13 protein-coding genes, 2 tRNA genes and 1 rRNA gene are annotated in these 12,597 nt (G+C 41.4%); 5 read left to right on the top strand and 11 right to left on the bottom strand.

The window, feature by feature from the left end:
- Positions 1–149: 149 nt before the first annotated feature.
- From LOS73_RS00180 to LOS73_RS00170, 3 genes are all read right to left on the bottom strand, one after another.
- Positions 150–225 (bottom strand) — tRNA-Ala (locus tag LOS73_RS00180).
- A 50-nt stretch (positions 226–275) separates the two neighbouring features.
- Positions 276–352 (bottom strand) — tRNA-Ile (locus tag LOS73_RS00175).
- A gap of 76 nt (positions 353–428) precedes the next feature.
- Positions 429–1,964, bottom strand: a 16S ribosomal RNA gene (locus tag LOS73_RS00170).
- 601 nt (positions 1,965–2,565) lie between these two features.
- Here LOS73_RS00170 and LOS73_RS00165 point away from each other — a divergent pair.
- The gene (locus LOS73_RS00165) at positions 2,566–3,111 is read left to right on the top strand and encodes a gamma carbonic anhydrase family protein (RefSeq protein ID WP_007377621.1); all 546 of its coding nucleotides are present in this window, start codon (positions 2,566–2,568) and stop codon (positions 3,109–3,111) included.
- Here the strand turns inward: LOS73_RS00165 and LOS73_RS00160 are convergent.
- Together LOS73_RS00160 and aroE are read right to left on the bottom strand one after the other, a co-directional pair.
- Positions 3,103–3,357, bottom strand: a complete 255-nt coding sequence (locus LOS73_RS00160) for a DUF1488 family protein (protein WP_007377622.1) — start codon at positions 3,355–3,357, stop codon at positions 3,103–3,105. The two genes, LOS73_RS00165 and LOS73_RS00160, sit on opposite strands and share 9 nt — an antisense overlap.
- Positions 3,354–4,178 (bottom strand): shikimate dehydrogenase, encoded by an 825-nt coding sequence (gene aroE, locus LOS73_RS00155; RefSeq protein WP_457934286.1) that lies wholly within the window; start codon positions 4,176–4,178, stop codon positions 3,354–3,356. The genes LOS73_RS00160 and aroE overlap by 4 nt, the downstream gene beginning before the upstream one ends.
- 53 nt (positions 4,179–4,231) lie before the next feature.
- Between aroE and LOS73_RS00150 the strand changes: the two genes are divergently transcribed.
- Positions 4,232–4,669 (top strand): group II truncated hemoglobin, encoded by a 438-nt coding sequence (locus LOS73_RS00150; RefSeq protein ID WP_004335148.1) that lies wholly within the window; start codon positions 4,232–4,234, stop codon positions 4,667–4,669.
- A 62-nt stretch (positions 4,670–4,731) separates the two neighbouring features.
- On the opposite strand, the gene hemF is transcribed toward LOS73_RS00150, so the two are convergent.
- From hemF to LOS73_RS00120, 6 genes are all read right to left on the bottom strand, one after another.
- Positions 4,732–5,682, bottom strand: a complete 951-nt coding sequence (hemF, locus tag LOS73_RS00145; protein ID WP_457934285.1) for an oxygen-dependent coproporphyrinogen oxidase — start codon at positions 5,680–5,682, stop codon at positions 4,732–4,734.
- A gap of 1 nt (position 5,683) precedes the next feature.
- Positions 5,684–6,247, bottom strand: coding sequence for an L-threonylcarbamoyladenylate synthase (locus LOS73_RS00140; RefSeq protein ID WP_010555163.1), 564 nt, complete (start codon positions 6,245–6,247; stop codon positions 5,684–5,686).
- Positions 6,248–6,272: 25 nt separating this feature from the next.
- A complete protein-coding gene (locus LOS73_RS00135) occupies positions 6,273–6,848 on the bottom strand; it encodes a DNA topoisomerase family protein (protein ID WP_007377626.1) in 576 nt (191 codons plus the stop codon).
- Positions 6,849–6,962: 114 nt separating this feature from the next.
- Positions 6,963–7,436, bottom strand: a complete 474-nt coding sequence (locus tag LOS73_RS00130) for a DUF494 family protein (protein ID WP_007377627.1) — start codon at positions 7,434–7,436, stop codon at positions 6,963–6,965.
- A gap of 1 nt (position 7,437) precedes the next feature.
- Positions 7,438–8,529 (bottom strand): DNA-processing protein DprA, encoded by a 1,092-nt coding sequence (gene dprA, locus LOS73_RS00125; protein WP_457934284.1) that lies wholly within the window; start codon positions 8,527–8,529, stop codon positions 7,438–7,440.
- A 31-nt stretch (positions 8,530–8,560) separates the two neighbouring features.
- Positions 8,561–9,682: a LysM peptidoglycan-binding domain-containing protein gene (locus tag LOS73_RS00120; RefSeq protein WP_033031144.1), complete on the bottom strand. Its 1,122-nt coding sequence runs from the start codon at positions 9,680–9,682 to the stop codon at positions 8,561–8,563.
- Between the two features lie 118 nt (positions 9,683–9,800).
- On the opposite strand from LOS73_RS00120, the gene def reads away from it, so the two are divergent.
- Genes def through rsmB form a run of 3 tightly spaced genes read left to right on the top strand, consistent with a single transcriptional unit; the run spans position 9,801 to position 12,570 of the window.
- Complete coding sequence (def, locus tag LOS73_RS00115) at positions 9,801–10,307, top strand: peptide deformylase (RefSeq protein WP_007377631.1); 507 nt, start codon at positions 9,801–9,803, stop codon at positions 10,305–10,307.
- 21 nt (positions 10,308–10,328) lie between these two features.
- Positions 10,329–11,282, top strand: a complete 954-nt coding sequence (gene fmt / locus LOS73_RS00110; RefSeq protein ID WP_457934283.1) for a methionyl-tRNA formyltransferase — start codon at positions 10,329–10,331, stop codon at positions 11,280–11,282.
- On the top strand, positions 11,275–12,570 hold the full coding sequence (rsmB, locus tag LOS73_RS00105; RefSeq protein WP_033040320.1) for a 16S rRNA (cytosine(967)-C(5))-methyltransferase RsmB: 1,296 nt from the start codon (positions 11,275–11,277) through the stop codon (positions 12,568–12,570). Before fmt ends, rsmB begins: the two co-directional genes overlap by 8 nt.
- The last annotated feature ends 27 nt before the right edge of the window (positions 12,571–12,597 follow it).

Here is a 12,597-nt window from a genome sequence, read left to right as displayed (position 1 = left end):
ATAAATACAATGTATCTATCAGAATTTTATTATCAGCTTTTCCAAATTTTTAAAGAGCAAGAGATACGAAAACCTCTCAAAATTAAACACACTCTATTCTCAGGCTTTTAATGGCCCGATAAAGAATATTTATTTTTAAGAAGTAAAAGTGGTGGAGCTAAGCAGGATCGAACTGCTGACCTCCTGCGTGCAAGGCAGGCGCTCTCCCAGCTGAGCTATAGCCCCACATATGCTGGTACTTACTGTTTTAACCATCTTCTTGATTAGACAAGAAGTGGTGGGTCTGAGTAGATTTGAACTACCGACCTCACCCTTATCAGGGGTGCGCTCTAACCAGCTGAGCTACAGACCCAAAACAATAAGTTTTGTTCTCTTTACAATAACAATCATCTGTGTGGACACTACGAACAAATAAGTTCTAAATCGTATAAGGAGGTGATCCAGCCCCAGGTTCCCCTAGGGCTACCTTGTTACGACTTCACCCCAGTCATGAATCACTCCGTGGTAAACGTCCTCCCGAGGGTTAGACTATCTACTTCTGGAGCAACCCACTCCCATGGTGTGACGGGCGGTGTGTACAAGGCCCGGGAACGTATTCACCGCGTCATTCTGATACGCGATTACTAGCGATTCCGACTTCATGGAGTCGAGTTGCAGACTCCAATCCGGACTACGACGCACTTTAAGTGATTCGCTTACCTTCGCAGGTTCGCAGCACTCTGTATGCGCCATTGTAGCACGTGTGTAGCCCTACACGTAAGGGCCATGATGACTTGACGTCGTCCCCACCTTCCTCCGGTTTATCACCGGCAGTCTCCTTAGAGTTCTCAGCATTACCTGCTAGCAACTAAGGATAGGGGTTGCGCTCGTTGCGGGACTTAACCCAACATCTCACAACACGAGCTGACGACAGCCATGCAGCACCTGTATCAGAGCTCCCGAAGGCACCAAACCATCTCTGGTAAGTTCTCTGTATGTCAAGTGTAGGTAAGGTTCTTCGCGTTGCATCGAATTAAACCACATGCTCCACCGCTTGTGCGGGCCCCCGTCAATTCATTTGAGTTTTAACCTTGCGGCCGTACTCCCCAGGCGGTCTACTTAATGCGTTAGCTTTGAAAAACAGAACCGAGGCTCCGAGCTTCTAGTAGACATCGTTTACGGCGTGGACTACCGGGGTATCTAATCCCGTTTGCTCCCCACGCTTTCGTACATGAGCGTCAGTGTTGACCCAGGTGGCTGCCTTCGCCATCGGTATTCCTTCAGATCTCTACGCATTTCACCGCTACACCTGAAATTCTACCACCCTCTATCACACTCTAGTTTGCCAGTTCGAAATGCAGTTCCCAGGTTGAGCCCGGGGCTTTCACATCTCGCTTAACAAACCGCCTGCGTACGCTTTACGCCCAGTAATTCCGATTAACGCTCGCACCCTCCGTATTACCGCGGCTGCTGGCACGGAGTTAGCCGGTGCTTCTTCTGTCAGTAACGTCACAGCTAACGGGTATTAACCGTTAACCTTTCCTCCTGACTGAAAGTGCTTTACAACCCGAAGGCCTTCTTCACACACGCGGCATGGCTGCATCAGGCTTGCGCCCATTGTGCAATATTCCCCACTGCTGCCTCCCGTAGGAGTCTGGGCCGTGTCTCAGTCCCAGTGTGGCTGATCATCCTCTCAAACCAGCTAGGGATCGTCGCCTTGGTGAGCCATTACCTCACCAACTAGCTAATCCCACTTGGGCCAATCTAAAGGCGAGAGCCGAAGCCCCCTTTGGTCCGTAGACATTATGCGGTATTAGCAGTCGTTTCCAACTGTTGTCCCCCACCTCAAGGCATGTTCCCAAGCATTACTCACCCGTCCGCCGCTCGTCAGCAAAGTAGCAAGCTACTTTCTGTTACCGCTCGACTTGCATGTGTTAGGCCTGCCGCCAGCGTTCAATCTGAGCCATGATCAAACTCTTCAATTAAAAAGTTTTATGTCTTTCGACAGCTCAATGAATTCTGAATTTTTTAATATCTTTCGATATTGAATTGACTGTGCCGAATAATTACCTAAATAACTATTCTGTTGGTCACTCAGTTTTCAATTGAGACTCTAATTTGTTTGCCTCGTTACTTGCTCAATAAAGAACGAAGTAGTTTGGCTGTTAGAACTCAATCTGTACGAGTGCCCACACAGATGATTGCTTTATATTGTTAAAGAACGTTTTGAGCCGCTTTAGCGTCTCAAGGAATGCGAATAATACACCCTTTATTTTTCTAGTCAATACTTTGTTTTAAATTTTCTTTTGGAAGATTTAAAACCGAAGTTTTATTTAACTCTTTGAGTAGTTCGTGCCTTGCTATGCGTTGGCGTTTCCCGTCTCAGTGGGGTCGCATTATAGGGAGAACAGATTTTTACGCAAGCACTTTTTTAAAGAAAAAGTAAAAAAAGATGCTGTTCGGTCAGTATCTGAACTAAACACCCTGAAACTGATAGTTTTGTAACCAAACAGTGCACTGTATGGTACAAAAATCACCTTGCTGATACACTCAAAGCTAATAACTATTATCTAAAAGGTACTAAATATGGCAATCCGTTCTTATAAAGGTATAACACCTTCGTTTAATTCGTCTGTTTATATTGATGAGTCTTCAGTTTTGGTTGGTGATATTACTTTAGGTGATAATAGTAGTGTTTGGCCTTTAGTAGCTGCACGTGGTGATGTTAACTATATACGTATTGGTAAGCGCTCCAATATACAAGATGGCAGTGTATTGCATTTATCTCGTGCAACTAAAAGCAACCCTGATGGTTATCCACTTATTATAGGTGACGATGTAACTGTTGGTCATAAGGTAATGCTGCACGGATGTGTATTAGGAAACCGTATACTAGTAGGTATGGGCGCTATTATTATGGATAACGTGGTTGTTGAAGACGATGTAATTATAGGTGGCGGCTCTTTAGTACCACCAAACAAACGTTTAGAGTCTGGTTACTTATATGTAGGAAGTCCGGCTAAGCAAGCCCGCCCTCTTACAGAGCAAGAACTTGCCTTTTTAAAAATATCTGCCGATAACTATGTGTCACTTAAAGATGAATACTTAGCTGAAATAGCTAACTTAAGTTAATAAACTTACTTCAATTTGGCCTGCCGAGTTATAGCTTTCTTCTTCGATAAGCTCCTCGGCACGTTCTTCATAATCAAAACGATACTGTTCAAAATATTCTGTTGCGTGACTTTCGTCTGTTAATTTAAGTGTATTTACTTCTATTATGCATTCCACCAGCATGCCACTAACTTGTGCAAAAAAGACTAGCTGATGATCGGGCTCTCTAAATTCGAGCCTATCTATAAACTGTATTGCCTGATTCATTTAAGCGTTCCTTGTTTGAGCGCATCCACTACGGGAAGTATTTCTGGCATTTTATTACGCCATACATAATATGCTTGAGCAGCTTGACCAACTAACATACCGCTGCCATCTAAAAGCTTAGCGTTAATATTATGCTGTGCAATCCAATTCATAAAAATGGTATTTTGCAGTGAATAAAACATGTCATAAGCGACTTCACAGTTAGTTATGTGTTTTTCATCAAGAGCTGGAAGTTCGTTATTCATACTGCTAGAGGTAGAGTTTATAATTAGTGAGTAATCGCTTACTGGTAAATCATCAAAACCAAAACCAGATACAGCTCCATATTGAATAAACAGTTTTGCGAGTTCTTTGGCTTTTTGTGCTGTGCGATTAACGATTATTATTTCCTGAGGGTTATGCTCTAGCAAAGGTAAAATAACGCCTCGAGCTGCACCGCCCGCGCCAATAATTAAAATACGTTTATCAGTTATGGCTACTTTATTAGCAAGTAAATCATTTACAAAGCCCACACCATCGGTGTTATCTCCGAGTAATGTGCCATCATCTCGTTTTTTTAATGTATTAACAGCCCCTACAATTTTAGCTAATGGCGTAAGCTCATCGGCCATTGCATAGGCTTGCTCTTTAAATGGCATTGTAACGTTAGCACCCACACCACCTTGCTCAAAAAAAGACAATACTGTTTTTTCAAAGTTATCGATAGGTGCTAATATTGCGCGATAGTCGATTTGCTCACCCAGTGATACAGCAAATTGTTTATGTATCGTGGGGGATTTTGAATGTTTAATTGGATTTCCAAAAACCGCATATTTGTCCATTTTAAAGCAACCTCTTTGCAGTTATATACTGCCTATTAACGATGATAAGTAATATGATTAAACGACTTTTTTCTAAATCTAAGCCAGCTCCTGAGCAACAGGCTCCTACTCCTGAAAAAACACCGTATGAAATAATAGGTGGAGAGAAAGGTGCGCGTGCTATTTCTAATCGATTCTACGACATAATGGAGTCAGATGAATACGCTAAACCGTTATATGATATGCATCCTCTGCCATTAGATCGAATTCGCCAAGTATTTTTTGAATTTTTATCTGGTTGGTTAGGCGGGCCAAACCTATTTACAGAAAAACATGGTCAGCCAATGCTACGTAAACGCCATATGCCTTTTACTGTAGATAAAGCATTGCGCGATCAATGGATGTATTGCATGAATAAGACGTTGGATATAGAAATAGACAATCCGTTGTTACGTGAAGGATTAAAACAATCATTCTCTCAACTAGCAACGCACATGATCAATCAGCATTAAATTTATATTTAGCATAATGCAAAAAGGCGCTAATTAGCGCCTTTTTGATTACTGTGTAATTGTTATAATTGCCATTCTCTGGCGATTAATTCATTAGACTGGCTAGTTAACCACTCTTGCGGGCGTAAGTAATACTGATATAGGTTAGCTTCTGGGCTACTTGGTTCTGGTTTATAATTATATTCCCAGCGTGCAAGTGGTGGCATAGACATTAATATAGACTCAGTGCGCCCGCCACTTTGCAATCCAAATAAAGTGCCCCTGTCCCATACTAAATTAAACTCTACGTAACGCCCGCGACGATAAAGCTGAAAATCACGTTGTTGCTCTGTGTATTCATCATTTTTACGACGTTCGATAATAGGTAAATAGGCATCTAAAAATCCATTACCCACCGATTGCATAAACGCAAAGCTTTGCTCAAACCCTAGTTCGTTTAAATCGTCAAAAAACAAACCGCCTACTCCGCGCGTCTCGTCTCTGTGCTTTAAATAAAAATACTCGTCGCACCATGTTTTATATTTTGGATAAACTTCACTACCAAATGGCGCACAAATGTCGTGAGCAACTTGATGCCAATGCTGTACGTCTTCTAATACTGGATAAAAAGGAGTGAGATCAAACCCGCCACCAAACCACCAGATTGGCTCTTCGCCTTCTTTTTCGGCTATAAAAAAGCGCACATTGGCATGACTTGTTGGTACATGAGGGTTTTTAGGATGAATAACTAACGACACACCACACGCATGAAAGCTGCGTCCTGCAAGCTCTGGTCTGTGTGCTGTTGCAGAGCCTGGCATTGAAGCGCCAAATACATGAGAGTAATTAACTCCACCTTGCTCTATTACAGTGCCATTTGTGGTTACACGTGTACGACCACCACCGCCTTCTGCACGCTGCCAGTTATCTTCTATAAATTTAGCACTGCCATCTGCAGCCTCCAAACCTTTGCAAATAGTGTCTTGCAAAGCCATAAAGTATGCTTTTACTTGATCTAATAATTCGCTTTGCATATTAACCTCTAAATATTTTGCCCGTCATGGCGTCTTTTATTGTGCTTGGTTGAGTATTGCCACCTAACGCCTCATCAACGTAAAAGCCAACTTGTTCTGCAAATTGCGCTTTAGCTTGCTCAATACTAATTACCGTTTCTTGACCGGTTAAGTTTGCACTGGTTGATACTAGTGGCTTACCAAACTCTTGGCACAAGCGTTTTACTGTTGGATGGTTTGTTACTCTTACTGCAATGGTATCAAACTGCCCTGTGAGCCATTTAGGCGTATTTTTAGATGCAGGCATCACCCATGTAATTGCAGCAGGCCAACTCGAAAAAATATCAGCGCGTTTATCCATTGGTATTTTTGCATCATCTACGTATTTTAATAATTGTCCGTAGTTATCAGCGATTAAAATAAGCCCTTTTTCAACCGGGCGCTGCTTAATAGCTAATAGTGCCTCAACGGCTTGTTGATTATCTGGATCACAACCTAAACCATATACAGCTTCTGTTGGGTATAAAATAACTTCGCCTTGCGTTAAGCATGTTATTGCAGTGGGCGTATTTGAAAGGTCTGACAAAGTAGTCTCCAGATATAATTAAACGTTATTCAGTTGAGGTGAGCTTATGCATGCAGCTTTTTTGTGGGCATTGCAATAATATGCCGTTTGCCATATTTCTTTCTATGACGATAGGCCAGTCACATTCAGGACACGGATGTTCAACCGGTTTATTATTAAGCGTGTATTTACAACTCGGGTAGCAATCACAAGAATAAAATACTTTACCAAACTTATTACTGCGCGCGACTAAATGACCTTTTTTGCATTTAGGGCAACTAGGCAAAGTATCTTCGCTTTGCTTTTCTTCATTTTCGTTAGCAATGTAATGACACTCTGGATAACCCGTACACCCAATAAACATACCATAGCGGCCATTTTTAACCACCAGCGGTTTGCTACACTCAGGACATGCTGAATCTTCTAATATTTTTATTTCGTTGCTGTCGTGATGTGCCAGTGGCCTAATAAAGTCGCATTTGGGATAACTTGCGCATCCTAAAAAAGGGCCTGATTTACTATTGCGGATCACTAACTCTGAACCACACTGTGGGCATATCTCGTATTCTTTTTCGAGGGCGTGCTTGTTCGCCGAGAAAAGCGAATGGTCGATTTTACTCATGGTGATCCTAATAGGTTGGTGAATTTTCGCCTAATATACCCAAACCACTTAAAGATACAAGCAATGCCGTGCTTATCCGTTTAAGTAATTTGAGTACAATCAAGATAATTATCTCTAATGAAGAAGTTCGCTGGGTTCATCAAAAATCAAATCTTCCATTTGCTCATATGCCTCTTCAGAGCCAGGAACATTAAATAAGATCATAAGTACAATCCATTTTAAATCCTCTAGGCTTATAGTTGCTTTATCGAGAGAGGCTAAACAGTCCATTACCATTTCACGAGTTACATTATTGATTACGCCTATTTGCTCAATAAACATTAAAAAGCCACGGCATTCAGCACTGAGCCTTTGGCATTCACTATCGGTAAATATACGCACAGCATCTTTAGGGTTAGTAATAAGATAAGGAGACTCGTCGCTGTGTTGTAAATCGGCTAATTGCTCTAGCCAATCGAGTGCTTTAAATATCTCGGGCTTATGAAAGCCCGCACGCAGTAGCTCATCGGTTAACTCATTTTGCTCTGCAAATATATCCGCTTCGCTATGAATGTAATTTTCAAAAAGATACAAAAGAATATCAAACATATTACCTTCCTGCGCTTAACTTGATGTAACCATCTAACACTCGCTCAATCTGATCGTCTAGCTCTAAATCGAGCAACCTACTAAGTACTTTATCTATTGGCCACTGCGCACGACGCACAATGTCATCTACACTGGTTACTTCAAAGCCAATACTATTTAAAACCTCACATTGAGAATTGGCTTGAATCGGCTGCTCTTTATTACATACATTATTGTCGTAAGTGAAACTCACCTCATCAAGAATGTCAGCCACGTTTTCTACCAGCTTAGCACCTTGCTTTATTAAAAAGTGACTTGCCTGCGCTAACGGGTTTTTAATAGAACCCGGTATTGCAAATACCTCTTTATTTTGTTCAAGCGCATAGCGTACTGTAATTAACGAACCACTTTTAATTTCAGCCTCAACAATAAGCACTCCTAACGATAACCCAGAAATAATACGATTACGACGCGGAAAGTTATGCGCATGAGCAGCTGTGCCTGGTAAAAACTCACTCACCAGCAAACCGCTTTCTAAAACTTGGTCTGTTAATAGTTTATGGCGTTTGGGATAGTAAATATCAACCCCAGTACCAAGCACCGCTATGGTTTTCCCCGTACCAGCAAGAGAGCCTTTATGTGCGGCACCATCTATTCCCCGCGCCATACCTGAAGTAACTGTAATACCCGCCAAAGTTAACTCGTATGCAAATTCTGATGCTATTTCAAGCCCGGTAGGGGTAGCATTACGACTGCCAACAATTGCAATTTGTGGAGTTGATAATAACGAGACATCTCCCCTGCAAAAGAGTAATAAAGGCGCACTGGCAATCTGCCGGAGATCTTCTGGGTAAAGCGCATCAAAAATACAGACAACAGTAATGTTGTTCAGCGCTATTAATTGCTCATAATGACTGACTTGTTGCCAATTGGTGTTGAGTAAATTACTCGCTTGATTAGCGGTTAACCCAAGCTGTAAAAGCTTGTCATGAGATAAGTCAAATAACGACCCAAGGGAATAGTTTGTAGATAGTGCTAAAAGGGTTTTTATACCCAACCCTTTACACATATAAAAGGCAAGCCAGTGGGCTAGCTTGCCAGATGACTGATCCATGCTCTCTCCTAGAGCACCGACTCGCTACTTCTTAATGAATAACTGCAATATCTCCAATGCGAATTGGGTGCTGGTTTTTAGTTATTAATGCATAACTTACTTTGTCATACACTTTAAAGACAATTAGCTCACCAACTTTTTCTTTAGGCATAGTCCAAACGGTACTGTTTTCGTCTGCTTCTAAGCCTAAAAACTCACTGGTGTCTGATACCAGTTTTTCAAAGCTACTGGAGTCTTCAGGATAACGAGGCCCTCGCCGTCCATCAATTACACCTGGTGATTGACGTTCAATATCTAATATGTGACCTGGTTCTACTTGTTGTTCTGAACCTAAGTTTAGCACCACAATGTCCATCGTGCTGAATTCCCGACTGTGATTAGCTGAAGCAATGACCGCACCTTCAACAGGCTGTTTAGGTCGGTGCATATTAAAGTATGCTGGCAACATTTGTCCCTGCATTAGAGGTAATAAAAAATCGCCTTGTTTAATTTCACGCTTAACCGACTCAACCCTTACTGAAGCTGGCACACCGTTGGTGATATCCCCTCGCCTAAATACACGTACCACCCCAACAAAGCTTGCTTTATTAGCTAGTGCAGTATTTGTTTTAGGATCAACATAAGGTTCGCCTTTATGGTAAATGGCGTAAGCCTGATTTAATTTTAAATCACCATTTATATATAAAATATGACCCAGTGTCTGTGTTTTAGTATTTTGATTTGCGCCCAAAACATATGGCTTATTATCTATCTCGTCGCTATTAATTGCTTGCTCATACGTCAAGTAAGGTTTAATTAGTTCAAGTGGCAATGTTGTAACTGCATTTTTACCTTTAGGGGTAATACGCCCCTGCGGAGAAAGCTTTCTGTATGCTTTATTTATCACTAAACGAGGTTTTCCGTCTGCATCGTAAACTAATGTTAGCGCATCCCCTGGGTAAATAAGATTTGGGTTGTTTATTTGAGGATTCATTTGCCATAATTCTGGCCATAGCCAAGGTTTATTTAAATAAATACCAGAGATATCCCAGAGCGTGTCTCCTTTTTTTACAACATACTGTTTTGGCGCGTCTTTTTTTATTTCCAACACATCTGCAACTGCCGGAAAAGCAGCACTTAATGCAAGCATGATTGCAACTAACGGGGATCTCATTGAGCTTCCTTGTATTGTTTTTTCATTATTATTGCCCAAAACCTGTTAAAGGTGAACGTGAATGGCTAAAATAAGAGCATACAATACCCTAAATTAAGCACAAGTGAAAAAGGTAACTATGGCTAGGTTAGAAGTTTTAAGATTTCCAGATGAACGTTTACGTACAATAGCAAAAGAAGTTGCTCAAGTTGACGATACAGTACGCCAAATTGTTAAAGATATGCTGGAAACTATGTATGATGAAAATGGTATAGGGCTTGCTGCTACACAAGTAGATATTCATCAACGAATTGTTGTTATTGACGTATCAGAAGAGCGTGATGAACCACTGGTATTAATTAATCCACAAATCATCAAAAAAGATGGCTCAACTATTAGCGAAGAAGGCTGTTTATCAGTACCTAACTCGTATGCAAAAGTTGACCGCGCAGAAACAGTAACAGTCTCTGCACTTAACGAAAACGGTGAAGAGTTTGTACTAGATGCAGACGAACTGCTGGCCATTTGTATTCAACATGAACTAGATCACCTTCAAGGTAAGCTATTCATTGATTACTTATCTCCATTAAAGCGCCAACGTATTCGTAAAAAGCTTGAAAAAGAAGCCAAGTTTGCAGAACAGTAATAAGCACCTTAGGAAAACTCAGTGACTCAACCATTACGCATTATATTTGCCGGTACGCCGGATTTTGCCGCACGTCATTTACAAGCGCTAATACAAAGCGAACATCAAATAGTAGGTGTATATAGCCAGCCAGACCGCCCTGCCGGTCGTGGTAAAAAATTAAAAGCCAGTGAAGTAAAAGCGCTAGCGCTTGAGCACAACTTACCGGTTTTTCAGCCACAGTCATTAAAAAGTGATGAAGCACTAGCAGAGCTAACAAGCTTAAATGCCGACATTATGATTGTTGTAGCGTATGGCTTAATTTTACCTAAAGCTATTTTAGAAGCTCCACGTTTAGGTTGTTTAAATGTGCATGGTTCTATATTACCGCGCTGGCGCGGTGCTGCACCTATTCAACGCGCAATTTGGGCAGGTGATGAACAAACCGGCGTAACAATAATGCAAATGGATGAAGGGCTAGATACCGGTGATATGCTACATATAAGCCGCTGCCCTATTAGCACGACAGAAACTAGCGCTAGTTTATATACCAAGCTTGCTGAACTAGGTCCAGATGCGTTAATTGAAACCATTAATAAATTAGCTAATGGTGAGCTCACGCCTGAACCTCAAAACGATGAACTTGCTAACTACGCTAAAAAGCTTTCTAAAGAGGAAGCTAATATAGACTGGTCCATGAGTGCGCTGCAAATTGAGCGAAACATTCGCTCTTTTAACCCATGGCCTGTGTGCTTTACTCAAATGAGTGGACAAACAGTAAAGATTTATCAAGCGCAGGTTACCTCGCAATCAGGTAATCCTGGGCAAATTTTATCAAGCGACAAAAATGGCGTAGTAGTGGCGTGTGGTGAACATGCTTTATGTATTACGCAATTACAACCGCAAGGTAAAAAACCAATGGCAATTAACGACTTTTTAAATGGTCGTAGTGACTGGGTTACACCTGGCACAGTATTAGGCGAAAACAATGAGTAATGTTCAAAACGTACGAGCGCTTGCCGCTGAAACTTTATATAACGTAGTTGATAAAGGCGCTTCGCTTAATCAAGAACTGCCATTTGCTAGCCAAGGCTTACCACCAAAAGACAAAGCGCTACTACAACAAATTTGTTATGGCGTTTTACGCTACTTACCTAGCCTTGAAAACTACTGCCAACATTTAGTGGAAGATCCACTAAAAGGTAAACGCAGAATATTTCAATTTTTATTATATGTAGGTATTTATCAACTACAACACATGCGTGTACCGCCGCACGCAGCAATATCTGAAACTGTAAATGCACTTGCTCAATTACGTGCTTTAGGTTTAAAAGGGCTTATTAACGCTATATTACGTAGTTTTCAACGCCAGCAAATTGAGCTTGAAGAAAAAGCGAAGCTTATCCCTGTGTGTTTATACAACCACCCTAATTGGTTTATCAAACAAGTAAAAGAGGCCTACCCAGATAGTTGGGAAGACATACTTGCAGAAAACCAACAACAAGCACCTATGTGGTTACGTGTAAATCAAGCACAATATAGCACGCAAGAATACAGCGATATGCTAACGGCGAACGATATTGAACATACCTTAAATCCTGACTTTATAGACGGAATTAAGCTCGCTAAACCACGCGATGTATTTTCCTTACCAGAGTTTGATACAGGTGCATGTTCAGTACAAGATGCCGCAGCACAACTTGCAGCACGCTTTTTAGAGCCTAAAGCAGATGACACTATTTTAGATGCCTGTGCAGCACCTGGCGGAAAAACCTGTCACATATTAGAACTTGCTGACGCAGACGTACTTGCACTCGATAGCGACTCAACTCGACTTGAACGTGTTAAGCAAAACCTTACCCGTATTGGCTTAGGTGCAGACTTGCAATGTGGTGATGCCTCGCAACCACATACTTGGTGGGACGAAAAATTATTTGATCGTATTTTGCTTGATGTGCCTTGTTCGGCCACTGGTGTAATTCGCCGCCACCCTGACATAAAATGGTTACGTCGCGCATCAGACATCGAAGATTTAGCTAAGTTACAAGGTGATATACTCAATAGTATTTGGCCACTTTTAAAACCAGGTGGTACATTGGTATACGCTACATGTTCGGTTCTTCCACAAGAAAATCAGCAACAAGTAGCTAAGTTTTTAGCTAATAATGACGATGCAGAGCACATTCCTCTGCATGACAAAGACACCGTTACAATGCCAGGGTTACAGCTACTACCAGGCGAAAGCGATGGATTTTATTACGCTAAGCTAGTTAAAAAAATCTAAAATTAATGAACTGTAAATTAGCCATTT

The organism is Pseudoalteromonas sp. SCSIO 43210 (assembly GCF_054133285.1).
The sequence above is the reverse complement of the archived record's forward strand: the minus strand, read 5'-3'. Positions and strand labels throughout refer to the sequence as shown.